This is a genomic window from Actinoplanes sp. NPDC049599, from assembly GCF_044465625.1.
GTDB lineage: Bacteria > Actinomycetota > Actinomycetes > Mycobacteriales > Micromonosporaceae > Actinoplanes.
The window spans coordinates 38796-61806 of sequence record NZ_JBITLX010000028.1 but is presented as its reverse complement, the minus strand read 5'-3'; the positions used below and the strand labels follow the sequence as shown (position 1 = coordinate 61806).

22 protein-coding genes are annotated in these 23011 nt (G+C 72.9%); 7 read left to right on the top strand and 15 right to left on the bottom strand.

Annotated features, from left to right (window positions below; all coding sequences use genetic code 11):
- Positions 1-203: 203 nt before the first annotated feature.
- The 4 genes from galT to ACIBQZ_RS34640 form a co-directional block, all read right to left on the bottom strand.
- A complete protein-coding gene (gene galT / locus ACIBQZ_RS34655) occupies positions 204-1295 on the bottom strand; it encodes a galactose-1-phosphate uridylyltransferase (protein WP_396093065.1) in 1092 nt (363 codons plus the stop codon).
- On the bottom strand, positions 1292-2068 hold the full coding sequence (locus ACIBQZ_RS34650; RefSeq protein WP_396093116.1) for a DeoR/GlpR family DNA-binding transcription regulator: 777 nt from the start codon (positions 2066-2068) through the stop codon (positions 1292-1294). The genes galT and ACIBQZ_RS34650 overlap by 4 nt, the downstream gene beginning before the upstream one ends.
- A 93-nt stretch (positions 2069-2161) precedes the next feature.
- Entirely contained in the window at positions 2162-3076 is a 915-nt protein-coding gene (locus ACIBQZ_RS34645; protein ID WP_396093064.1) for a glycosyltransferase family 2 protein, read from the bottom strand.
- On the bottom strand, positions 3076-4023 hold the full coding sequence (locus tag ACIBQZ_RS34640) for a sulfotransferase (RefSeq protein WP_396093063.1): 948 nt from the start codon (positions 4021-4023) through the stop codon (positions 3076-3078). The genes ACIBQZ_RS34645 and ACIBQZ_RS34640 overlap by 1 nt, the downstream gene beginning before the upstream one ends.
- A 62-nt stretch (positions 4024-4085) precedes the next feature.
- Between ACIBQZ_RS34640 and ACIBQZ_RS34635 the strand changes: the two genes are divergently transcribed.
- Positions 4086-4868, top strand: a complete 783-nt coding sequence (locus ACIBQZ_RS34635) for a WecB/TagA/CpsF family glycosyltransferase (protein ID WP_396093062.1) — start codon at positions 4086-4088, stop codon at positions 4866-4868.
- A gap of 54 nt (positions 4869-4922) precedes the next feature.
- Here ACIBQZ_RS34635 and ACIBQZ_RS34630 read toward each other — a convergent pair whose 3' ends face one another.
- From ACIBQZ_RS34630 to cysC, 8 genes are all read right to left on the bottom strand, one after another.
- Positions 4923-5921, bottom strand: a complete 999-nt coding sequence (locus ACIBQZ_RS34630; protein WP_396093061.1) for a glycosyl hydrolase — start codon at positions 5919-5921, stop codon at positions 4923-4925.
- A gap of 8 nt (positions 5922-5929) precedes the next feature.
- Positions 5930-6658, bottom strand: coding sequence for a methyltransferase domain-containing protein (locus tag ACIBQZ_RS34625; RefSeq protein ID WP_396093060.1), 729 nt, complete (start codon positions 6656-6658; stop codon positions 5930-5932).
- Positions 6655-8277 carry a lipopolysaccharide biosynthesis protein gene (locus tag ACIBQZ_RS34620; RefSeq protein ID WP_396093059.1) on the bottom strand — a complete coding sequence of 541 codons (1623 nt, stop codon included), beginning with the start codon at positions 8275-8277 and terminating at the stop codon, positions 6655-6657. Before ACIBQZ_RS34620 ends, ACIBQZ_RS34625 begins: the two co-directional genes overlap by 4 nt.
- Entirely contained in the window at positions 8274-9152 is an 879-nt protein-coding gene (locus tag ACIBQZ_RS34615; RefSeq protein ID WP_396093058.1) for a sulfotransferase family protein, read from the bottom strand. Before ACIBQZ_RS34615 ends, ACIBQZ_RS34620 begins: the two co-directional genes overlap by 4 nt.
- 34 nt (positions 9153-9186) lie before the next feature.
- Complete coding sequence (locus ACIBQZ_RS34610) at positions 9187-10416, bottom strand: hypothetical protein (protein WP_396093057.1); 1230 nt, start codon at positions 10414-10416, stop codon at positions 9187-9189.
- The gene (locus ACIBQZ_RS34605) at positions 10413-11822 is read right to left on the bottom strand and encodes an O-antigen ligase family protein (RefSeq protein WP_396093056.1); all 1410 of its coding nucleotides are present in this window, start codon (positions 11820-11822) and stop codon (positions 10413-10415) included. The genes ACIBQZ_RS34610 and ACIBQZ_RS34605 overlap by 4 nt, the downstream gene beginning before the upstream one ends.
- Positions 11819-13690, bottom strand: coding sequence for a GNVR domain-containing protein (locus tag ACIBQZ_RS34600; protein ID WP_396093055.1), 1872 nt, complete (start codon positions 13688-13690; stop codon positions 11819-11821). The genes ACIBQZ_RS34605 and ACIBQZ_RS34600 overlap by 4 nt, the downstream gene beginning before the upstream one ends.
- 132 nt (positions 13691-13822) lie before the next feature.
- Positions 13823-15346, bottom strand: a complete 1524-nt coding sequence (gene cysC, locus ACIBQZ_RS34595; RefSeq protein ID WP_396093054.1) for an adenylyl-sulfate kinase — start codon at positions 15344-15346, stop codon at positions 13823-13825.
- Between the two features lie 156 nt (positions 15347-15502).
- On the opposite strand from cysC, the gene ACIBQZ_RS34590 reads away from it, so the two are divergent.
- The 5 genes from ACIBQZ_RS34590 (at position 15503) to ACIBQZ_RS34570 (ending at position 20361) form a co-directional block, all read left to right on the top strand.
- The gene (locus ACIBQZ_RS34590; RefSeq protein ID WP_396093053.1) at positions 15503-16822 is read left to right on the top strand and encodes a glycosyl hydrolase; all 1320 of its coding nucleotides are present in this window, start codon (positions 15503-15505) and stop codon (positions 16820-16822) included.
- A gap of 148 nt (positions 16823-16970) precedes the next feature.
- Positions 16971-17885, top strand: a complete 915-nt coding sequence (locus tag ACIBQZ_RS34585; RefSeq protein ID WP_396093052.1) for an ABC transporter ATP-binding protein — start codon at positions 16971-16973, stop codon at positions 17883-17885.
- Positions 17878-18741 carry an ABC transporter permease gene (locus ACIBQZ_RS34580; RefSeq protein WP_396093051.1) on the top strand — a complete coding sequence of 288 codons (864 nt, stop codon included), beginning with the start codon at positions 17878-17880 and terminating at the stop codon, positions 18739-18741. Before ACIBQZ_RS34585 ends, ACIBQZ_RS34580 begins: the two co-directional genes overlap by 8 nt.
- Positions 18738-19649, top strand: a complete 912-nt coding sequence (locus ACIBQZ_RS34575) for an ABC transporter ATP-binding protein (protein ID WP_396093050.1) — start codon at positions 18738-18740, stop codon at positions 19647-19649. The genes ACIBQZ_RS34580 and ACIBQZ_RS34575 overlap by 4 nt, the downstream gene beginning before the upstream one ends.
- A 1-nt stretch (position 19650) precedes the next feature.
- The gene (locus ACIBQZ_RS34570; RefSeq protein WP_396093049.1) at positions 19651-20361 is read left to right on the top strand and encodes an ABC transporter permease; all 711 of its coding nucleotides are present in this window, start codon (positions 19651-19653) and stop codon (positions 20359-20361) included.
- 92 nt (positions 20362-20453) lie between these two features.
- Here the strand turns inward: ACIBQZ_RS34570 and ACIBQZ_RS34565 are convergent, their stop codons facing one another.
- From ACIBQZ_RS34565 to ACIBQZ_RS34555, 3 genes are read right to left on the bottom strand one after another with little or no spacing between them, the layout of a single operon-like run.
- Complete coding sequence (locus tag ACIBQZ_RS34565; RefSeq protein WP_396093048.1) at positions 20454-20876, bottom strand: hypothetical protein; 423 nt, start codon at positions 20874-20876, stop codon at positions 20454-20456.
- Between the two features lie 12 nt (positions 20877-20888).
- The gene (locus ACIBQZ_RS34560) at positions 20889-21800 is read right to left on the bottom strand and encodes an endonuclease/exonuclease/phosphatase family protein (RefSeq protein ID WP_396093047.1); all 912 of its coding nucleotides are present in this window, start codon (positions 21798-21800) and stop codon (positions 20889-20891) included.
- A 29-nt stretch (positions 21801-21829) separates the two neighbouring features.
- Positions 21830-22198: a MerR family transcriptional regulator gene (locus ACIBQZ_RS34555; protein ID WP_396093115.1), complete on the bottom strand. Its 369-nt coding sequence runs from the start codon at positions 22196-22198 to the stop codon at positions 21830-21832.
- 71 nt (positions 22199-22269) lie between these two features.
- Here ACIBQZ_RS34555 and ACIBQZ_RS34550 point away from each other — a divergent pair, with 71 nt between their 5' ends.
- Positions 22270-22962 carry an SDR family oxidoreductase gene (locus tag ACIBQZ_RS34550; RefSeq protein ID WP_396093046.1) on the top strand — a complete coding sequence of 231 codons (693 nt, stop codon included), beginning with the start codon at positions 22270-22272 and terminating at the stop codon, positions 22960-22962.
- The last annotated feature ends 49 nt before the right edge of the window (positions 22963-23011 follow it).

The following is a 23011-nucleotide window of genomic DNA, read 5'->3' as shown; positions in this document are numbered from 1 at the left end:
AACTTCGGGTAGGACAGCTCGTTTGTCTTGATAGAACGGATGACGGTCGCGCAGTGCTTCCCAGTCGCCCGCCGGTCTGGCCGCCTTGTCCCGGGCGCCGATCGGTCTGGGGATCGCGCGCGATCAGTGGGTGATCTGCGCCTGCCGTCCCTTCCCAGCGGGGGGCCTTGTCCCGGGCCCCCCGCCCCCTAAGTTTCCCCTGGTCAGCCCGCGTCGCGGAGGGCCTGGGCGGCGGTTTCGGGGACGATGTCGTTCACGAAGGCGCCCATCGCCGACTCCGAGCCGGCCAGGTACTTCAGCTTGTCCGCCGCGCGCCGGATGCTGAACAGCTGCAGGTGCAGGTAGCCCAGCTCGCGGCCCGCCCCGACGACCGCCTGGTGCCAGGCCGAGATGTACGGCATCGGCTTGCCGAACAGCGCGTCGAAGCGGCCCAGCACGTCCAGATACAGCGGCCCGAAGGCGTCACGCTCCGCGTCGGTCAACCCCGGCAGGTCCGCTACCTGGCGGTGCGGGGCGATCTGCACCTCGTACGGCCAGCGGGCCGCGGCCGGCACGTACGCCGTCCAGTGCTCGTTCGCCGCCACCACGCGGACCTGGGCCTTGCGCTCCGCGGCCAGCACGTCCGCGTACAGGTTGCGGCCGCCGGTGCGCTCGGCGTGCTGGTGTGCGGCCCGCAGCATCGCCTGGGTCCGGGCCGGCACCGTCGGGTACGCGTAGATCTGCCCGTGCGGGTGGCTCAGCGTCACGCCGATCTCGATGCCGCGGTTCTCGAACGGGAACACCTGCGCGACCCCGGGCAGCGCCGACATCTCCGCCGTCCGGTCCGCCAGCGCGTCGAGCACCGTGCGCACCCGGCCCGGCGGCAGCGAGCCGAACGAGCTGGTGTGGTCGCTGGTGAAGCAGACCACCTCGCAGCGCCCCACCCCCGGCCGGACCGGCACCATGTCGGTGAGCCCGGTGATCTCGTCCGGCTTGACCCGGTCGCTGAACGACGGGAACTGGTTCTCGAAGACCACCACGTCGTAGTCGGGCGCCGGGATCTCGCTGGCGAACTCCGGCGTCGACGGGCAGAGCGGGCACTTGTCGCTGGGCGGCAGGAACGTCCGGGTCTGCCGGTGCGCGGCGACCGCCACCCACTCGTCGACCAGCGGGTCGTAGCGCAGCTGCGAGGTGGGCGGCGGCGGGGGCAGCCGGCGGGTGTCCGGCCACTTGCCGCGGTCCGCGTCCCGGGTCTCGTCGAAGTAGATGAGCTCACGGCCGTCGGAGAGCCGGATCGCTGTCCGCTGAGAGATCATTGGGCGCTTACCACCATCAGTTCGTTCACCTGTTCCGCCAGGACCGCACGTGCGGTCTCGTCCAGCTGGTCATCCGTGATCACCACGTCGGCGCGGTCCAGCGGCACGATCGAGGAGATGCCCACGGTGCCCCACTTGGTGTGGTCGGCGAGCACCACGAGCCGTTCCGCCGCCTCCACCAGGGCCCGGTTGACGTCGGCCTCCATGAGGTTCGGGGTGGTGTAGCCGGCCCGCTCGCTCATCCCGTGCACGCCCAGGAACAGCATGTCCAGGTGCAGGGTGCCGATCGCGGCGACCGCCACCGGGCCGACCAGGGCGTCCGACGGGGTCCGGGTGCCGCCGGTCAGCACCACGGTCTGGTCCGGGCGCCCGGCCCGGTAGAAGACGTCGGCGACCGGGATGGAGTTGGTGACCACGGTGAGCGCGGGCACGTCCACGAGCCGCTGGGCCAGGCCCGCGGTCGTGGTGCCGGCGGACAGGGCGATGGCGTCACCGGGGGAGACCAGGGCGGCGGCGCGCATGGCCATCGCGGCCTTCTCGGCGCGCTGGCGCACCGACTTGGCCGCGAAGCCCGGCTCGTGCGCCGAACCGGGGCTCACCGTGGTCGCGCCGCCGTGTACCTTCGCCAGCAGGCCACGGTCGGCCAGGGTCTCCAGATCACGGCGGATCGTCATGTCGGAGACGCCGTACTCGGTGGCCAGTTCGCTGACCCGGACTCCGCCGGCGGCCCGGACCCGATCGAGGATCGCGGCCTGACGCTGCTGTGCCAACATCAGCACTCACCGTCGCTACGTCGGTCTAACCGCACGAATTCGAACACGTGCGAACACTACCCGCTGATCGGGTGTGCGCAAAAGGGTGCTGTGTCAGATACCTCGGCCCCGCTTGTGCAGGGCGGAGAGCACGTTCTCCACCTTCACCGCGCCGGTCATGGCCGCCAGCGCGATTGCCGTCCGCGGCTCCTTCCAGTTGGCGCGGACCGCCTCCTTGCTGAACTGCCAGGCCTGGCTGCGGTTGCCGGTCGCCGCCGACCAGCAGGCGAGCTGTCCGTAGACGCGGGCCGCGCCGGGGCGGCAGCCGCTGATCTCCGGGTGGCGTTGCATCATCCAGCGCAGCGAGGAGATCTTGGTGGCGTACTCGTAGGCGTAGTGCGAGGTGCGGCCCCACAGGACCCGGACCAGCGGCTCGTCCACGTGCACGATCGGCGCCCGGCGGGCCGCCCGCAGCAGCAGGTCCCAGTCCTCGTTCTGGCTGCCCGGCGCGTCCTCGGCGACCAGCCCGATCGCCGAGTCGGCCAGGGCCTCGCGGCGGATCAGGAACGACGACGAGTGCAGCATCGCCATCCGGGAGCGGGCCAGCTCGTCCACCGTCACCCGGCTGCGCCCGGCCAGCCGGGGGGTGGTCTTCCCCTCGTACTCGACCGCGATGGCACAGGTCGCCATCTCGGAGTCCGGCTCGGCCAGCAGGGCGGCCACCTGCCGGCGCAGCTTGTCCGGCGTCCACTGGTCGTCGTCGTCGCAGAAGGCCACGTACTCGCTGTCCAGCGCGAGGATGCCGGTGTTGCGGGCGCCGGCCAGCCCCGAGGTGCGCCAGTTCGTCAGCACCAGCACCTGGGTCTGCTCGGTGGCGGCCAGCAGGTAGTCGGGCTCGGTCTGGTCGTAGACCACCACGACCTTCAGCTCGCCCGGGTAGCGCTGGGCGCGCACCCCGGCGATCGCCTTGCGGACCAGCTCGGGGCGGTTGCGGGTGGGGATCACGACACCGACGGACGGCCAGTTCATCACGCCTCCTGGGGCACTGCGGGGTTGAGCGGGTAGCCGTACGCGCGCAGCATCGGGGCGCACACCGCGCCGACGAGCCGGCGCTGGCCGCTGGGCAGGGCGCGGACCCAGGCGTCGTCGCGGCGCAGCGGCAGCCGGCCGACGCTGAAGCGCATCGGGTTGCCGGCCGCGCTGTGGCCGACCCGCAGGTCCGCGTAGCCGTCGCCGAGGAAGGCCAGATCCGCCTCGGTGGCCGGGACGCCGGCGTACTCGGCGAGCTCGCGCAGGGCGGCGCGCGGGTCGGTGAGGAACTGTTCGTAGCGGATCCGGCGAACCGGCACGCCGCGCCGGGAGAGCAGGCCGAAGGCCGCGTTGTGCGCGTTCCACAGCAGCGCCGAGCGGCCGGGGGAGTAGCGGGTCATCTCGTCGCCGCCGTCGGACTCCGGCCGGGCGACGGTCTTGGTCCAGGAGTACGCCACCCCGCGCGCGTCCCGCACCACGTGCACGACCCGCAGGTCCACATCGTCCGCCCAGCGCAGCACGTGCGCGAGTGCGCTGTGCTTGGAGGAGTCGACGACCACCTCGGCGCCGGAGACGGTGGCGGCGGCCGCGTACACCTTGGCGTAGAAGCTCGCGTACTCGCGGACGTCCGCGCGCTGGGCCGGCGGCAGCTGGGCGCCGGCCAGCCGCGGGATGTGCCGGGTGCGCTCGACGACGTCCCGCAGCGCGTGCACCCGGTCGACGTCCACATTGCCCCAGTGGCCGAAGGCGTGCTCGCCGACCCGCTTCCAGAACGTGCAGGTAGCGAACCGGGCGCCGCAGCCGCACCGCTCGTTGTCGCGGATGTCGCGCTGCCAGAGGTGGACGATCTCGCCCAGCGCGCACACGGAGGGCAGCTCGCCGAGCAGGCGCTCGACGAGAGTCGTCCCGCTTCGTCCCAATCCACCCAAATACAGAATCCGTGCCACTTTCGCCCGCCTTCGCTCGTTTCGCTCCTATAACGAGCGAGCAAGGCTGAAGGAGGCGTGGCATGACCATCGAGGCATTCGACCGGGTACATCTCGACGGCACCGGATTCGACCGGATCACCGAGGAGGAGGTGGTGGCGCTCGTCCGCGAGGCGATCGATGCCGGCCGCGGTGGCCGGATCCTCACCCCGAACGTGGACATCCTGCGGCAGGCCCAGGTCAACCGGGCCGTCCGGGCGTACCTGGACGACGCCGACCTGGTCGTCGCCGACGGGATGCCGCTGGTCTGGGCCAGCAAGCTGAGCGGGACCCCGCTGCCGGAACGCGTCGCGGGCAGCAGCCTGATCTGGTCGTTGTCGCGCGGCCTGGCCCACGACGGCCGCTCGGTCTTTGTCGTCGGCGGCTCCCCGGCGGCCGGCGGGGTCGCGGACGGCGCCACCCGGGCCGCCGGCCGCCTGGCCCGCGACTGCCCGGGGCTGCGGATCGCCGGCACGTCGTGCCCGTCCTTCGGCTTCGAGCGTGACGCACAGTCCTATGCCGGCTTCTGCCGCACGGTGGCCGGGGCCGAACCCGATCTGGTCTTCGTCGGCCTGGGTTTCCCGAAGCAGGAGGCCGTGATCACCCGGCTGCGTGCCGAGCTGCCGCGGGCCTGGTTCATCGGTTGCGGCGCCGCGGTCAACTTCGTCGCCGGTGACGTCGACCGGGCGCCGCGCTGGATGCAGAAGACCGGCCTGGAATGGGCCCACCGGCTGGGCACCGAGCCGGGCCGGCTGGCCGGGCGCTACCTCAAGCACGACGCCCCGTACGCGATGCGGCTGCTGGCCGGCGCCGCCGCCCGCCGGTGACCCCGACGCGCCCGCGGCCGCCGGACGGATGGCCGTCCGACGGCCGCAGCCGGCCTATTCCGGGTTGAAGTACGGGTCCCGGGTCAGCTGGGTGAACTGCCGGAACGCGGCCTGGTCGCCGCCCAGCCGGAACTGCTGCTTCGGCCCGTTCCCCTCGGGGTCGGACTCGAAGTAGACGACGGCCTTGATCTGCTTGTTGGCCTTGAAGGTGCGCTCCGCGTCCGCCAGCCAGGCCGTCCGCCCGGCCGAGCCCCACGCCTTGGCCACCCCGAACTCGCCGATCACGATCGGCTTCGGCCGCTGTGCCGCCCACTGCAGGAACGGCCCCATGAGCCGGCCGATCGGCTGGAACAGGTTGCCCGCGTAGACGTCCACGCAGGTCCAGTCCACCTGGTCGTCGCCGGGGTAGAAGGCCGGCGCGTCGCCGCGGATGAAGCCCTCCGCGGTCGGGCACCACACCCAGGACACGTTCTTCACCCGCTGCTCGGCGAAGATCGCCCGGATGTGCTTGTACGCGGCGATGTAGTCCGGCCCGGACCACATCGTGGCGCGCAGGTTGGGCCGGTCCATCTCCCACCGGATCCGCAGCAGCACCGGCTTCTTCACCTTCCGGATCGCCTTGGCCTGCCGGCGGATCAGCCGGTCGTGCTCGCCCGCGGTGATCGAGCGGTTGTCGCCGGTCGCCCAGCTCACCATCAGCGTCGCGCCCGAGTCCAGGAAGTCGGCGTCCGACCGGGTGCCGACCATCTGGTCGAAGCGCCGGTAGGTGTTGACGATGTCGAGCGGCCGGCCCAGCTCCTCCTCGAGGGCGTCGACGGCCTCGACCCGGCCGGTGTGGGTGAGGGCATCCGGCTTGATCCAGGCACCCAGGTACGCGCCCTCCGCCGGCGCCTCGAACGGGCCGGCCTCGAACGGGCCGGGGTTCACGGCGACCGCGACGGGTGCGCTGGTCAGGTCGGGAGCGGGCGAGGGCTCAGGCTCTTGCCGCTCGTGCGACGTGCAGCCGGTGAGCAGCAGGACGAGCAGGCCCAGCAGAACGAGAACGCGGCGCATGGCAGGCGCTACTTCTTCCGGCGCGCCGTGTAGAGGACGTTGACCGCGAAGCCGTCGGTGCCCGGCAGCTTGCGCGCGGCCGCGTCGGCGGCGCGGGCCAGCGCCTTGTGGTCCAGCGACTCGGTCAGCATCGAGAAGCCGCGCCGCTCGGTCACCTCGAAGCCGTGCCGGCCGAGCAGCTCCGCGACGTCGGCGTGGGACAGCTCGGCGAACCAGCGCTCACCCGAGTGCCGCCGGGCCCGCAGGTGCCGCAGCGAGCCGGCGTTGCCGTGGTTCTCGACCACCAGCAGGCCGGACTCCGCCGTCGGCAGCGCCTTCGCGGCGAACGCGATCGCCCGCTCCCGGACGTCGGGGTGCACGTTGAGCAGCAGCCGGAACATCGTCACGATCGCCGGGTGGCCGGCCGGCACCGGCTCCGGCACCGGGCCGTCCGTCGGCACCTGGTGCCACTGCGCCTGCGACCCGACCTCGGCGGCCTTGGCCATCATCTCGGCGGAGGTGTCGTAGCCGTGCGCCTCGCGGACCAGGCCGTGCAGCGTACGGATGGCCCGCCCGGTCCCGCAGGCGAAGTCGTGCTGCACGGGCGGGGTGCTGAACGAGCCGGCGACGAGCTTGCGCAGGTACGCCTGCTGCCGCTCGTTGATCCGCGACGCGTAGCTGTCCGGCGCGTACGTGACGTGCTCGTACTTGTCGACGGCGTCGGCGTCCTGGAACACCTCGGTGTATTCGGTGGTCAACCGGTCCTCCTCTGGGTGAGCTTTCGGGGCTTGAAGGCGTTGAGGCCGAGCCGCTTGCGCAGCAGCCACGCGCCCCCGGCGAAGGCGGGCACGGCCACCGCCACGGCCAGCGCCAGGCCGGCCGCGCCGGGGCCGGCGACGGCGGTGACGAGCTGCGGCAGGGCGCCGAAACACGCGACGGAGAGCCCGGCGGCGGCCAGCGTGCCGCGGCCGAACGGGTGCAGCCGGGCCACCCGGCCGATCTGGATCAGCGGCAGCACGTTGTTGGCGACCATCGCGCAGGCCAGCCCGACCGCGGCGCCGAGCGCGCCGTACCGGGGGATCAGCAGCACGTCCAGGCCGACCGTGACGCCGAGCGCGATCAGGACGTTGACCAGGTTCCACGAGGTGCGCCCGGCCATCGCCAGCACCATGTCGACCATGCCGCAGCCGGTCGCCACGAGCATCGCGCAGGCCAGCACGACCACCACGTCGGCGCCGCGCCGGTAGCCGGCGCCGAACAGGCCGAGGTAGACCGGCGCGAACAGGATCACCAGGAAGCTGATCGGCCAGGTGACCAGCACCAGCCAGCCGGTGGCGGTCTGGTAGAGGTGGTTGGCGGTGGCCCGGTCGCCGACCGCCAGCGCCTCGGCCAGGCGCGGCTGCACCGACTGCGAGATGCCCTGGTTGGCGAACTGGACGAGCACCACGAACCGGCCGGCCACCGCGTAGACGGCGGCCGGCGCCAGCCCGCCCAGCGCCGCCACCAGCAGCACGTCGACCCGCTGGAGGGCCAGCTGCGCGACGCTGGCCAGCGCCCGCGGCCCGGTGAAGCGCCAGAAGTCGCGGCGCAGCTGCCGCCGGTCGCGGCGCCGGGTCCGCGGCCCGCCGGGCCGGCCCGCCAGGTACGTCCGCCGCAACGCGACCGCCGCCAGGATCACCACCGGCAGGTACGGCACCGCCCAGGCGAACGCGAACACGGGCAGCGTCGCCGCCGTCCACAGTGTCGCCACCCCGACCGCGCCCACGCACAGCAACTGCAGCGTGCTGCGCAGGACCCGGTCCAGGGTGACGGTCGGCCGCATGGCCTTGTAGCCGCGGGTGGCGGTGAGCAGCGCGTCGGTGAGCGCCTGCAACGGCAGGAACACGGCCAGCACCCGCAGGGCGGTGATGTGCGCGGCGAACACCTGCGGCGAGTCGCCGGCGGTCAGCCCCGCGATGGCGGGCGCGCCGAACCACATCGCGACGGCCAGCCCGATCGAGAGCACGAACACCGGCGTCAGGGCGGTCCGCAGGCAGGCCCCGAGCAGGTGGTCGCGGCCGGTGGCGCGCAGCCGGGCCGGCCAGTACACCAGGCCCGTCTGCGTGCCCAGCTTGGCCAGCCCGCCGACCAGCACGAAGGCGGCCGTGGCCGCGAAGAACGCACCGGCCTGCTCGGTGCCCAGGCCGCGGGCGACCACCCAGGTGACGACAACGCCGGTGCCGCCGGCCAGCGCCGAGCCGACCATGTTGGCCAGCCCGCCGCGGGCGACGCCCCGGGTGCCCTTCCGGTCCGGCGCCGCGACGGTGTCGGCAACGGTCATGCGGTACCGGCTGGGTATGCCCTCCTGGCCCTCGCTGCGCTCGGTGCAGTCGGTCACACCGAGCGCCAGACGGGCACCCGGCCCAGCCACGTGATCAGGGCGTCGTCGTGCGGGGCGAAGTGGTCGGTCAGGTCGCGGCGCAGCACCGGGTCCATGTCGGACTGCCGGGGCCGGGCGTTGTGCCGTTCGAACGCCGGCCGGCCGAGGTCGGTCGGCAGCCCGAGGAACTGGCACACCTCGTCGTAGGTCTGCTCCGGCTCGGTGAAGAACCGCTCGCTCTCCACGACGTGGATGCGTTCCCGGCCGACGTGCTGCGCCATCACGCTCAGGTAGCGGGCGTACTCGCCGCGGGCCCGGTAGGCGTGGTGCTGGTGGGCGAACGAGTAGTAGGTGGGGTCGGTCGCCAGCTTGTGCTCCTGGCGGTGCAGCCGGGCGGGCTCGAGGGCGAGCGCGTTGCCGAAGTCGCGTTCCTGCTCGAAGCCCCGGGCCACCTCGTGGTGGTGCTGCGAGTAGGCCCGTTCGACCGGGTCGCGGACCAGCACCACCAGCTTGGCGCCGGGCAGGTCGGCGGCGATCCGGGCGGCTGCCTGGGGGTGGTACATGTAGTACGGGCTGGACTCGAAGGTCTGCGCGTCGACGCCGTAGCGGGTGCGGACCTTCTCCGCGCTGCGCTGCATCGGGAAGTGCCCCTTGTACCAGCCCATGCCGCGGTCGTAGGACACGTCGAAGTAGTGCACGCCCTTGTGCAGCACGGCCTTGAGCACCACCGGGTGCGCGGCCAGGGCGCGGTAGAGCGAGGTCGTGCCGCAGCGCTGGCCGCCGCAGATCAGGAACGACGGGGTCATCCGCGCGGGTGCGGTGAGCCGGCCGTACGAACGGGAGCCCAGGTGCACGACCCGCTTGACCGGGCTCGGAACTTTCGAGACGTCCATGGCTACAGCGCCCTTCCGATGGTGTGGTGCCGGGTCACAGCTCTTCCACCCGGCGGATCAGGACCGGCAGCAGCCAGGTGCCGAGCACGCCCAGCCGGGCACCGGCCTCGGCCTGCCGGTCGGCGAGGTAGCGGGCGGCGAGGTCGACCAGGTAGAGCAGGGCGGTCAGCTCCCGGACGTCGTCGGCCACGTCGAACGGCGCGAGCAGCTCACCGGCGCGGCGGACGGTCGCCTCCACCGCGTCGGCGGCGTCGCCGGTGGACTGGATCCGCCGCTGCAACTCGTGGTGGATCGCGTCGAAGCCGACCGGCACCCCGGTGGCGAACCGCTCCCAGTCCCAGACCAGCAGCGCGTCCGCGAGGTTGGCCATGTTCCACGGCGCCCAGTCGCCGTGCCAGGCGCCGTACCGCAGGGTGTGCTGGCCGGCGTGGGCGGCGAGCAGTTCCGCGGCCGAGGTGAGCGCGACCCCCTCGGGCCGGTCGCCGACGGCGGCGAGCCGCCCGCGCAGCTCGGCCCAGTACGCGCTGCCGACCAGCGTGCCGCGGTAGAACCCGCGGCAGCCGGCGACGTCGAGCATGGCCGCGTGCAGCCGGTCCGGGGTCAGCGGCGCCCGGGGCTGCCACACCGGCAGCGCCGACTGGATCAGCACCTCCAGCCTTCGCCACTGGCCGGCGTACAGCACGGTCGGCACGGCCAGCTTGGTGAGCCCGACCGTGCCGAGCGCCTCCAGCGCCGCGATCTCGGCCTTGACCAGCCGCCGGGTGAGCGGCCCGGTGCCGAGCTTGCCGAAGCCGAAGGTCTCGCCCGCCGGGCTGATCAGTTGCAGCACCGGCTTGCGGTTGGCCCGCGCCGGCCCGATGTGGATGCTGACCGACAGCTCGCGGCCCAGCGCGTCACGCAGGTGGCCGTCGATGCTCTCCGCCGCCGGGCCGGTGATCCTGATCCGGTCGCGCAGCAGCAGCCCGGACGCGCCGGTGCGCAGCGCGGCCACCACCGCGTCCCGCTTGAGGCGGGCGCCGCGGGACTGCGGCTCCGCGTACCGGCGCACCGCGGCGGCGGCGACCCGGCGCGAGGTGTTCGGCACCAGCAGCCGGGGCCGGCGCGCGTCCGGCACCACCAGGTACTCGGTGATCTCCGGGCCGGGACCGCCGGTGGTGTCGCAGGGCGCCGGGTAGAGCAGTTCCAGCACCTCGGCGAGGTACTGGGCGCGTAACGCCGCGTCGCCCGCGGTCAGGGCGGCGGGCGCGGTCTTGACGGGACTCATGGGCTTTGCCCTCCGGGTCGGTCGGCCGCTTGTTCGTTGCGCCAGAGCAGCGCGTAGGCCAGGAACATGAAGACCAGGGGGGTGGCCAGCGAGTTGTACCAGAGCATCGCCGAGAACGAGCTGACGAGCGCGGCGCTGCCGGCGATCCCGATCGGGGTGCGGTCGCGCCGGAAGCGCCACAGGCCGTAGCCGAAGAAGGCCAGGTAGGCCAGGGTGCCGGCGGCGCCGTGGGCGTACATCAGCTGCCAGAACTGGCCGTTGCCGCCGACGGTGAAGTTGCCGCAGCGCTCGCACTCGGAGCTCTCGCCGACGGCGATCGAGTTCCGGCCGCCGACCGTGTTGCGGGTCGAGCCGTAGCCGATGACCGGGGAGTCGGCGAAGCCGTCGATCGCGCGCTCGACCAGGAAGGTCCGCACACCGTTGGACTTGCCGTTGTCCAGCCGGGCGGTGACCGTGTCGCCGAGCGGGGTGGCGACCAGGGCGACGACCAGGCCGGCCCCGGCGAGCAGCAGCGCGCCGATGATCCAGATCCGGCCCATCAGCACGTACCGGGCGGCGACGTAGAGGACGACCACGCCGATGCCGATCCACAGGCCGCGGTTGAGCGAGCTGACCGCCGGCACGATCGAGACGCCGAGGCAGACCAGTGCGAAGAGCTTCACACCGGCCCGCCGGGAGGACCAGGCGGCGACCACGAGCCAGCCCATCAGCAGGCAGAAGTTGTTGCCCCAGGTGTTGGTGTAGCCCCACGGCGCGGCCGGGCGGGGCTTCTCGGCGCCGACCAGGTCCATGATCTGCGCCGCGTACGGGTGCACCAGCGACTGCACGAACCCCTTGCCGCGTACCTCCGGCGGCAGCAGCCACTCGACCGGGGAGGTGAACTCGAACCGCCCGGCGACCATGCCGAGCAGCCCGCCCAGCACGGTGACCACGAACAGCCAGCCGAGCAGCTTGACCAGCCGGCGGCGGGGCAGTTCCCGCTCGGTGAGGTTGCCCGCGTACACCAGCAGGACGGTGAGGGACGCGTACAGCGACAGCCGGTAGACGACCGCGACCAGGCGGTCGCCGGCGGGCTCGGCGACCGTACCGCTGGGGTCGGCGCCCAGCGCCGCGACGCTCACCACGACCGCGACCAGGAACAGCAGCCACCAGGCGAAGCCGGGCGGCAGCAGCAGCGGCCGCCCGGCCGCGCGCCGGCGCAGCAGCAGCACCAGCATCGGCGCCGCCATCAGCGGGAAGATCAGCACCCCGAGGCCGAGCGCCCACCACAGCGGATAGAACGCCAGCACGCTCGCCAGCGGCCAGGCCGGCAGGGCGGTCGGCCGGCGCGCCGGGGCGGCGGAGTGCGCGGGCCCGGCGGCCCTGGTGCTGGTGGTGCCAGGGCCGCCCGGGACGACCAGCGTCACTTCTCGTCCGGCTGCTCGCCGGTCTTCTCGGCCGTCTTGGTGCGGGCGCTCGCCGAGCCGAGGTCGATGATCGCCGTGACCTCCTCCAGCTCGGTCGGGCGCGGCCGGACCGGTCCGCCGGGAGTGGGCCCGCCGGACGTGGGTCCGCCGGGGCCGCCGGAGGTGGTGCCGGCCGGCACCCGCCGCATCGGCTGGGTCCGGTCGGTGTCGAGCACGGCGGTCTCGTCCGGCCGCGGCTCGCGGCGCTCCTCCTGGCGCTGGTCGGGGCGCTGGTCGTTGCGCTGCTCGCTCGGCTGCTCCGGCCGCTGCCCGGGGCGCGGCTCGGGCCGGCGCTCGGCCGGCAGCGTGACCACCGGCAGGTTCTGCTCGTCGGTCCGCATCGCGTTCAGCCGGGGCAGCACCACGGCGCCCAGCAGCGGCGTGCCGACCCGGCTGAGCTGCTCGGCCGCGTCCAGCAGCGCGGGCCGCTTGGCCCGGCGCAGCTCGACCGCGAGGATCGCCGCGTCGGCCAGGCTGGCCAGGCTCTGCGCGTCGGCGCTGCTGGAGGTCGAGGGTGCCTCGATGACCACGTAGCCGGTCTGCCGGCGCAGCGCCTCCAGCGTGTCCCGCAGCCGCTGGGACTGCATCAGGCCCGCCGCCGTCGCCGCGCCGCCGGTCGTGATGACCCGCAGCGACGGGATGCGCGGGGTCCGCTGCATCGCCTTCTGCAGGCCGATCCGGCCCGCCAGCAGGTCGGACAGGCCCGGCATCGGCGCGACGCCGAGCATCCGGGCCAGCGGCGCCGCGTCCACCACACTGTCCGGCAGGTGCGCGCCGATCAGCACGACATCACTGCCGGTACGCGCCAGCGCCGCCGCCAGGTTCGCCGCCACCAGCGTGGTCGCCGAGCCCCGGCTGGCCCCGGTCACCACGATGATCTGGTCGCCGCTGTTCAGGCTGGCCAGGATCTCGTTGCGCAGCCGGTTGAAGACCCGCCCGCCGGGCCCGTACGGCTGCAGCACGTCGTCGAAGTGCGGGGTGGTCCGCTCGTCCAGGGACGCCAGCACCGGGATGCGCCCCCGGTCGCGGACGTCGGCCGCGGTCCGCAGGCGCCGGTCGAAGCGCTCCCGGACGAAGGCCAGCGCCAGCCCGACGAGCAGCCCGACCATCCCGCCGGTGGCGATGTTCAGCAGCGCGTTCGGGCTGGTCGGGGCGTCGGGCGCGCGGGCGTCGCTGATGATGCTGCCGGCGCCCACGGTGGCGGTGGTCAGCTCGTTGAGCCGGCCGGTGATGTTGTTGAGCTGGTTCTGCGAGTTGTTCCGCAGGCTCTCCAGGTTGCTGCGCTCGAAGCTGCCGTCGGCCGCCCTGGCCAGCCGACTGTTGATGTTGCTCAGGCTGGTGGTGAGCTGCTTGGCCTTGGCGTTCAGCGTCTTGATCCGGGAATCCAGCTCGGCCCGGGCGGTCTCCTCCCGGTTGCGCAGGTACGCCTCGGCGAACGCGTGCGAACCGGCCTGCGCGCCCTGCGGGGTGTCCGCCTGGAAGCGGATCACCAGCACCGTGGTGTTGGCCGGCACCTCGACGGAGACGTCGTGGGCCAGCGTGATCGGGGAGACCGGGGAGCGCAGCAGGGCCGCGGCCTTGACCGCGACCGCGCCGGAGCCGACCAGCTGGGCCTCGGTGTCCAGGTTGATCGGGCCCTTGGTGCGGCCGCCGGAGGCGTTGGAATCCCCCGAGACGGCCTGGACCAGCACCGAGGTCGACGATTCATAGACCCTCGGTACGGCCTGGGTGACCAGGGCGCCCAGCCCGAGGCCGACACCACCAGCCGCGAGGACCACCCACCAGTGCCGGCGGAACACGCCCAGGTAGTGCGAGAGGTCGGCGGACACCGGGCGTGGATCTTCCATCGGTTCGGCGGCCCTTTCGGGGTGTGGAGTGAGTTGGTCAGCAATCGGGCGTTTCGCCCCCCGTAGGGGGTAAACGGCCCGTGCGCCGTTGCGTAACTACTCCACCGCCATCGGTTACTTCATGTTCGGCTCCACCCAGCCGCTTTCCACCAGGTAGGCGAGCACCACGTCGATGGCCTCGACCACGGTCAGGTCCGTCGTGTCGAGCGTGAGTTCGGCGTCCGTCGGCTCCTCGTACGGGTCGTCGACGCCGGTCATCCCGCGCAGCTGGCCGGCCCGGGCGCGGGCGTACAGGCCCTTGCGGTCGCGGCGCTCGCAGACCTCCAACGGGGTCGCCACGTGGATCAGCACGAAGCCGGCCCCGGCCTCGGTGGCCATCCGGCGCACGGCGGTGCGGGCGTCGGCGTACGGCGCGATCGGGCAGGCTATCGACATGCCCCGGTGCCGGGCCACCTCGGCGGCCACCCAGCCGATCCGCCGCACGTTGCGGTCCCGGTCGGCGCGGCTGAAGCCGAGGCCGGCCGAGAGCTCGCGGCGCACCACGTCACCGTCGAGGAAGGTGATCGTCCGCTCGCCGCCCTCCCGCAGCGAGTCGGCCAGGCCCCGGGCGATGGTGGACTTGCCGGAGCCGGAGAAGCCGGTGAAGAACACGACCAGGCCGCGGTGCCGGCGCGGCGGGCGGACCCGGGCCAGCTCCTTGGCCACCGCGGGCGGGGTGTGCCACTCGGGCAGCGGGAAGCCGCGGTCGAGCAGGTCCTCCACCTCGGCGGAGGTCATCGCCAGCCGGCGGTTGCGGGGCGGGATGTCGTCGCGCCAGCGCCACTGACCGTCCCGGTTGTCGTAGGCCAGCTCGCGGGGCACCAGCACCCGCAGGCCGCCGCCGGAGAGCATGTCGCCGGTGGACAGCACGTGGGTGACGCCGTACGCGGTCGCCACCCGGGCCCGCAGCAGCGCGTCGCGCATCTCGTCGCTGCGCGGCATCAGCGGCACCGCCACGATCGTCGCGGGCGGCATCCGGTCGCGGGCCGCGAAGATCGACCGGACCAGCGCCTCCGGCGGCAGCCCGTCCGGGCCGGGCCCGGTGACCGGGATGATGATCAGCAGGTGGGCCGCCAGGGTGCGGGCGGCGTGCGCGATCTGGGCGAGCTGCGGGCGGTGCAGCGGCCGGTCGGCGATGACGCCGAGCACCCGGCCGGGCGGCAGCAGCGCCTTCACCTCCTGCGGGGTGCGCCGCAGCCGCTGGAACGGCCCGTGCCCGCCGTCGCCCATCCGGCGCACGGTGCCGCCGATGGCGTACATCCGCTCGCCGGTCGGCCAGGTGTCGGTGACCTCGACGGCGGCGACCGGCGCGCCCTCCGGGTCGGTGAGCACCACCGTGCGGCGCAGCGGATCGCTGAGGTCCAGCGTGGTGGCGAGCTCGGCGGGGATCTCGCAGGTCACCCCGACCGGCCACGGTGTCCCGTCGGCGAGCCGGCCGCGGCGCTGCAGGGCGGTCAGGTCGGCCCGCCCGAGGAAGCCGGTCAGCGGCGCGTACGCCCCGGAGAGCAACAACTCCAGGTCGGCGAGTTCGTGCGCGCGCGGCGTGTACGACGGCGCGTCACGCAACACGTCCTCGGGCAGCACAGAACCGTCGTTCACCTAAGACTCCCCTTGCAGCGGCTTGAGGGACAGTTTCGCAGCCGCACTGCCCGGGGTCGAGCGGGGTCGGCACTCAGTCTGATCTAGACCGTCGCCACGCGGAGATCCGGCCCAGATAGTCGACAAAACGGACTTTAGGTCGCATAGTGGGCGATCGTGAGACGTCGACCGCACCGAACCAGGCTCCTGCACCTCATCGCCGTAACGGCGATCTTCGCCGTCACCGTGATGGCCACTCTGTCGTGGGCCTGGACCGGCGGTGTGGAACAACTCGGCCTCGCGGGCACCGCCCCGGTCATGACCGTGCCCGGCGGGCCGCTGCCCCCGCTGCCCGGCGCGGAACCGGCCGCCGAACCGGGCGTGCCGGCGATCCCCGGCGCGCCGACGGTCACCCCCGGCGCGTCCGGCACACCCGCACCCTCCGGCTCCGCGGCGCCGAGTGCGAGGGCCGCCCGCCCCGGCGCGGGACAGACCGTCCTCGGCGGCCCCCGTCCGGCCCTGCGCAACCAGAACGGCGAGCGGTGCCGCACCGGCCGCAAGCTCGTACCCTCCTGCGGCGTGCTCTGGGGCGTGGCGCCCGGCGCCTTCACCGACGACCGCGGCCGCACGGCGCTGGCCGCCTTCGAGCGCAAGACCGACCGGCACCAGGCCGTCTACCACGCCTACCACAAGGGCATCCGCCAGCTCTTCCCGACGAAGGCCGAGCGGGGGATCGCCCGCGAGCCGGGCCGGGAGCGCATCCTGTTCCTGAACTGGAAGCCGGCCGGCGCCACCTGGGCCGCCATCGCCAAGGGCGACAGGGGCACCGACGCGTTCCTCGACCGGCTGGCCCGGCACATCAACAAGGAGTTCCCGGAGCAGTTCTTCTTCACGGTGCACCACGAGGCCGAGGACAACGTCAAGGAGCGCAGGGGCTCCGGCTACACCGCCGAGGACTACTCGGACATGTACCGGTACGTGGTCGAGCGGCTGCGCGGGCGCGGGGTGGACAACCTGGTGACGGTGCTGGTGCACATGGCGTACGTGCCGCACACCAGCAAGAGCTGGTTCGACAAGATGTACCCGGGCAACGACGTGGTCGACTGGATCGGCTTCGACACCTACGCCTACAGCGACCCCGGCTACGGCCACGGCGACTTCGCCGAGCTGCTGAACCGGCAGAGCTCGGCCCGCCCCAACTGGCCCGGCTTCTACAACTGGGCGCGGAGCCGGCACCCGGACAAGCCGCTGATGGTGGCCGAGTGGGGCGTCTGGTCGTCGCGGAAGAACCCGGGTCACAAGGCGGAGTTCTACCGCGAGGTGGGCCGGCAGATCGAGAACTTCCCGAACATCCGTGCCCTGGTGCACTTCGACACCCCGCACAACCAGGACGGCCGCGACTCGTCGGTGGACGCGACCCCGGAGTCGCTGCACGCGTACCGCAAGCTGGGCAAGCTGCCGATCTTCCAGGTCGACGTGACGCCCGCCCTGCCGTAGTCGCACGGCGATCCCCGTCCGGTCAGGCGAGCAGGAGCGCGACCACCGGTGCGGGGATCGCGCTCCTGGTTCGCCGAGGTGGTACTCAGGGTCCAGTCCGGGGCATTACCTGATCCGCGGGATGCCAGGGGTTTCTAGGCTGTCGGCTGTGAGCCTCATCGTTACCCAAGGGTTGACCAAGACGTACGGCACGCAGGTGACCGCCCTGCATGACCTGACCGTCTCCGTCGAGCCCGGCATCATCGGTCTGGTCGGCGCCAACGGCGCCGGCAAGTCGACCTTCATCAAGATCATGCTGGGCCTGATCGCACCGACCGGCGGGCAGGTGCGGGTCTTCGACATCGATCCCACCGTCGACCCCGACCGGGTCCGCGCCAAGGTCGGTTACATGCCGGAGCACGACGCGCTGCCGCCGGACGTCTCCGCCGCCGAGTTCGTCACCCACCTGGGCCGGATCAGCGGGCTGCCCCGCACCGCCGCCCGGGAGCGGGCCTCCGAGGCGCTGCGCCACGTCGGGCTCTACGAGGAGCGCTACCGGCAGATCGGTGGCTACTCGACCGGCATGAAGCAGCGGGTCAAGCTGGCCCAGGCGCTGGTGCACGACCCCGACCTGCTGCTGCTCGACGAGCCCACCAACGGCCTCGACCCGGCCGGGCGGGACGCCATGCTGGCGCTCGTGCACCGGATCGGCACCGAGTTCGGCATCTCCGTGGTGGTCTGCTCGCACCTGCTCGGCGAGGTCGAGCGGATCTGCGACTCGCTGGTCGCCATCGAGGCCGGCCGGCTGCTGCGTGCCGACCGCATCTCGGCGATGACCGAGGCCAGCGAGGTGCTCGCGATCGAGGTCAGCGAGGGTACGGACGAGCTGGCCGCGGCGCTGGAGGCGCTGGAGCTGCCGGTGACCCGCGACGGCCGGCTGCTGCTGGTGCCGTTGACCCAGGAGGCCACCTACGACCACGTGCTGCGCGTCGTGGCCGATCTCGACCTGCCGCTGCACCGCCTGGACCAGCGACGCCACCGGGTGGCCGAGCTCTTCGCCCCGAGGGAGACCGTCGATGTCTGAGTCGAGCGTCATCCATGACATCGGCTACCAGCGCTACACCGGCCCGCGGCTGGGCCGTGGCGCGGTGTTCGGCGCGCTCTACGTGCACGGCCTGCGCGCGGCGTACGGCTTCGACCGGTCCGCCAAGGCCAAGATCTTCCCGTGGCTGGTCTTCGGGATCGTCGCCCTGGTGGCGGTGATTCTCGCGGCGGCCCGGTCGCTGACCGGCACGCTGCCGATGAACTACATCCAGTTCGCCGACGCGATGAGCTGGCTGATCATCTTCTTCACCGCGATCGTCGCGCCGGAGCTGGTCTCCCGCGACATGAAGTCCGGGGTGCTGCCGCTGTACTTCAGCCGGCCGCTGCGCTCGGCGGACTACGTGGGCGCGAAGGTCGCCGCGCTGGCCTCGGCCGTGTGGATCCTGCTGGCCGTCCCGCAGTTCATCATCTTCCTGGGCGGCGCCTTCACCACCAAGACCGGCATGTCCGGGGTCTGGGACGAGGTGCTGGACCTGCTGCCCGGCTGGGGATACAGCCTGCTCTGGGCCCTGGTCTTCACCGGGATCGGGTTGCTGATCGCGTCGCTGACCGGCAAGCGGGCGTTCGCCGCCGGCGGCATCGTGGCCGTCTTCCTGATGACCACGCCGGTGGTCGGGGTGCTGTCCATCCTGCCGTCGTCCACCGCCCAGGACCTGGCCGGGCTGGCCAGCCCGATGACCCTGGTCAGCGGCGTCGGTCAATGGCTGATCAGCGGCGCCAACACCGGCCTGAACATCGGTGAGTTCGGCCCGGTGTACGCCATCGAGGCGGCCACCCTGGTCGCCACCTGCCTGCTGCTGCTACTGGCCCGCTACCGGAAGGTGGCCTCGCTGTGACCACGGTGCAACTCGACAACGTGTCCCGCTGGTACGGCAACGTGGTGGCGGTCAACGACATCAGCATGACGCTGGAGCCGGGCGTGACCGGCCTGCTCGGCCCGAACGGCGCCGGCAAGACCACCGTGCTGCACATGATGGCGGGCTTCCTGTCGCCGTCGCGCGGCACGGTGACCATCGACGGCGCGCCGACCTGGCGCAACCCGGAGATCTACCGCCGGCTCGGCCTGGTCGCCGAACGCGAGGCGGTGCACGGCTTCCTGACCGCCCGCGAGTTCATCCACGCCAGCGCCAAGATGCAGAAGCTGCCGGACCCGAAGGCCGCGACGGAGTGGGCGCTGCAGATGGTCGAGATGACCGACGCGGCGGACCGCCGGATCGAGGGTTACTCCAAGGGCATGCGGCAGCGCACCCGGGTCGCCGCGGCGCTGGTGCACAACCCGCAGGTGCTGCTGCTGGACGAGCCGTTCAACGGCATGGACCCGCGGCAGCGGATGCACATGATGAGCCTGCTGCACGAGCTGGGCGACCGGGGTCACACGATCCTGTTCAGCTCGCACATCCTGGAGGAGGTCGAGCAGGTCTCCGGCACCGTCCAGGTGATCGTGGCCGGCCGGCTGGCCGCCTCCGGCGACTACCGCAAGATCCGCCGGCTGATGACCAACCGCCCGCACGTCTTCGCCCTGCAGTCGACCGACGACCGCCGGCTGGCGGTGGCGCTGATCGGCGAGAAGTCGGTCAGCGGTGTGGAGATCGACCACGCCGGGCTGACCGTCCGCGCGTCGGACTACGGCAGCTTCACCCGCGCGCTGCCGCGCATCGCCATCAACGAGGGCATCCGGCTGCGCAAGCTGCTGCCCTCCGACGAATCCCTGGAGAGTGTCTTCTCCTACCTGCTGGAGGCCTGACGTGTCGACCGTTGCGTGGATCACCGCCCGCGGGCTGTTCGGCCGGCGCCGGGTGCTCCTGCTGCTGCCCCTGCCGCTGCTGCTGGTGGGCCTGGCGCTGCTGTGCCGGACGTACGACGTGAACCCGGCCGACTGGGGCACGCCGGTGCTGGTGGGCCTGGGCCTGGCCGTGGTGCTGCCGGTGATCAGCCTGATCGTCGGCACCGGGGTGCTCGGCTCCGAAGTGGACGACGGCACGATCGTGCACATCCTGACCAAGCCGCTGCCCCGCCGCGACATCATCGTGGCGAAGCTCGGCGTGGCGATCGGGGTGAGCGCCTTGACCTCGGCGGTGCCGCTGTTCGTGGCCGGCGCGCTGGCGGACTCGGCGCGCCTCGGGCTCGGCCTGGCGGTCGGCGCGGTGGTGGGCGCGTGCGCGTACTCGGCGTTCTTCCTGCTGCTGAGCCTGCTGACCCGGCGGCCGGTGCTGCTCGGCCTGCTCTACATCCTGGTCTGGGAGGGCCTGCTGGCCCGCTTCGTCGACGGCACCCGGGTGCTGTCGATCCAGCAGTACGTGATCACGATCGCGGACAGGATCGCCCCGACCGGCATCCTGGAGTCCCGGGTCTCGCTGACCCTGGCCGTGGTGATGGCGGCGATCTTCGTGCTGGGCTTCACCCTGCTGTCGGTGGACCGGCTGCGCAGCTTCAGCATGGCGGGCGAGACCAGCTGAGCCCGGCGTGACGGCCCGGATCGGCGACTCGTTCGACGATCCGGACCATCCGCCGCCGGTCGGCCTGCGGAGCGTCATCGGCCCGCCGCGAGCTAGCTGACCCGGCAGTACAGCCGGTGCTCGGTGGTGCGGGAGAGCCGGGCCAGCTCGGTGAGGATCTCGTGCGCCAGCTCCGGGTCGACGGTCTCGCCCTCGGCGGCCCGCTCGTCGGCCCAGAGCCGCGCCACCCGCTCCAGCTCCGCCTCGCTCGCGGCGGCCAGCGCCTCCTGGAGCTCCGGGGACGCGGCGACGATCAGGGCGCCGTCGTCCTCGTCGGTGATGACCCCCGAGGCCGACGCCAGCAGCAGGTCGTCGAAGGCGCGGCCGGTCAGCAGGCTGTCCCACTCCAGCAGGGCCAGGTCGGCGTCGAAGTTGCCGTAGGTGACCGACTCGAAGGTGTTCTCCGGGTCGCCGTCGACCACGGTCGCGGCGGCCTCGTCGTCGGGGGCCACGAAGAATCTGATGATGCTGCTCATCCCGCTATCCCATCAGAGCCGGAGGCGGGCGGCGATCGGCAGGTGGTCGCTGCCGGTCGCGGGCAGCGCCCAGACCGCGGTGACCGTCACCGACCGCCCCATGATCTGGTCGATCCGGGCCACCGGGGCCCGGGCCGGCCAGCTGAAGGCGAACGTCGAGTCCGCGGTGCGCAGCAGGTCGCCGAGCGGCGCCAGCTCGCGGTCGTCCACTGTGTAGTTCAGGTCGCCCAGCAGCAGCACCCTGCCGAGCGGCTCGGCGGCGATCAGCCCGGCGAGCCGGGCAGCGCTCTCGTCCCGGTGCGCGGAGCCGAGCCCGCCCGGTCCGAGCCGCACCGACGGCAGGTGGGCGACGTAGACGGCGACGTCACCGCCGGGCAGCCGGGCGACGGCCCGCAGCCCCCGGTTCCAGTCGGCGCCGAAGTCCCGCGGCCGGATGTCCACCGGCCCGGCCTCGGCCAGCGGGAACTGCGACCAGAGCCCGACGGTCCCCTGCACGCTGTGGTACGCGTACCCGGCCGGTATCGCGGCGGTGTACGCCGGCAGCGCGGCGGGCGTCACCTCCTCCAGCGCGATCAGCGCGGGAGCGACCTCCAGCAGCTCCCGTACGGTGCCGGCGGGGTCGGCGTTCTCGTCACTGACGTTGTGCTGCACCGCGACGAGGTCGGCGGGCGACCCGCGCGGCGGCATCAGGTGGCCGCCGAAGACGAAGAGCCAGGCGGCGACCGGCAGCAGGACGGCCAGCGCGGCGACTCCGGACCGCCGCCACCAGGCGAGCAGCGCCAGCACCGGGACGCTGAGGCCGAGCCAGGGCAGGAACGTCTCCAGGAGGCTGCCGAGCTGCCCGACCATGTTCGGCACGGCCCGGTGAAACAGCAGCAGCCCGGCCACGGCCAGGCCGGACAGGACGATCCCGGGTCGGCGCACCCCGCGATGCTGTCAGAGCGCCGCAAGCCTCATCCGGCCCGACGGGTGCAGGGGGTCGTGGTGTCCGCGGCGATCGCGATCACCGCGTCCAGCCGGTCGCGGGTCGCCAGCAGGCCGGCGATCTGCCGGTCGATCCGGTCGCGCTCGGCGGTCAGCCGGGCCAGCGACTCCGGGGTGCTGACCCCCGCGTCCACGCACGGCAGCAGGTCCAGGATCGTCCGGCTGGGCAGCCCGGCCGCGTAGAGCTGCTGGATCAGCTGCACCCGGTCCAGCGCCGCCGGCGGATAGACCCGCTGGCCGCGGGGTGTGCGTTCGGCCTTCAGCAGGCCCTGCTCCTCGTAGTAGCGCAGCGCGCGCACGCTCACGCCCGCTGTGCCGGCCAGCTCGCCGATCCGCATGGTCATCTCCGAAGTGAGTGCCGTCACGACCCTTGCCTCTGACGTCAACGTCAGGTTTTAGCGTAACCGGCATGAAGATCTCTGGAGCTGTCGCCCTGGTCACCGGCGCGAACCGCGGCATCGGCCGCCAGTTCGCCCTCGAACTGCTCGCCCGCGGCGCCGGCAAGGTCTATGCGACCGCGCGCCGGCCCGAACTCGTCGACCTGCCCGGCGTCGAGGTGCTGCCGCTGGACATCACCGACCCGGCCTCGGTGGCCGCCGCGGCCGCGCGGGCCGGTGACGTGAACCTGCTGATCAACAATGCCGGCGTCTCCACCTACACCAACCTGGTCACCGGGGACCTCGACAAGATCCGGCTGGAGCTGGACACCCACTTCTGGGGCACGCTGCACGTCATCCGGGCCTTCGCGCCGGCGCTCGGCGGCGGCGCGATCCTCAACGTGCTGTCCCGGCTCTCCTGGGTCTCCTACGACGGCGCGAACGCCTACAGCGCGGCGAAGGCCGCCGAGTGGAGCCTCACCAACGGCGTCCGGCTGGAGCTGGCGGCCCAGGGCACGCTGGTGACCGGGCTGCTGCTCGGCGCCGCGGACACCGACATGATGGCCGGTTTCGACGTCGAGAAGGCCGACCCCGCGCAGATCGCCCGGCTCGCGCTCGACGGCATCGAGGCCGGCGCCATCGAGGTGCTCGCCGACGAGGGGACCGCCCAGGTCAAGGCGGCGCTGGCCGGCGACCCGCGGGCGCTCTACCCGGCGGTGGCCTGAGAAGCGGAACGGCCGGGCCCACCGGGGCCCGGCCGTCGCGTCCACAAGG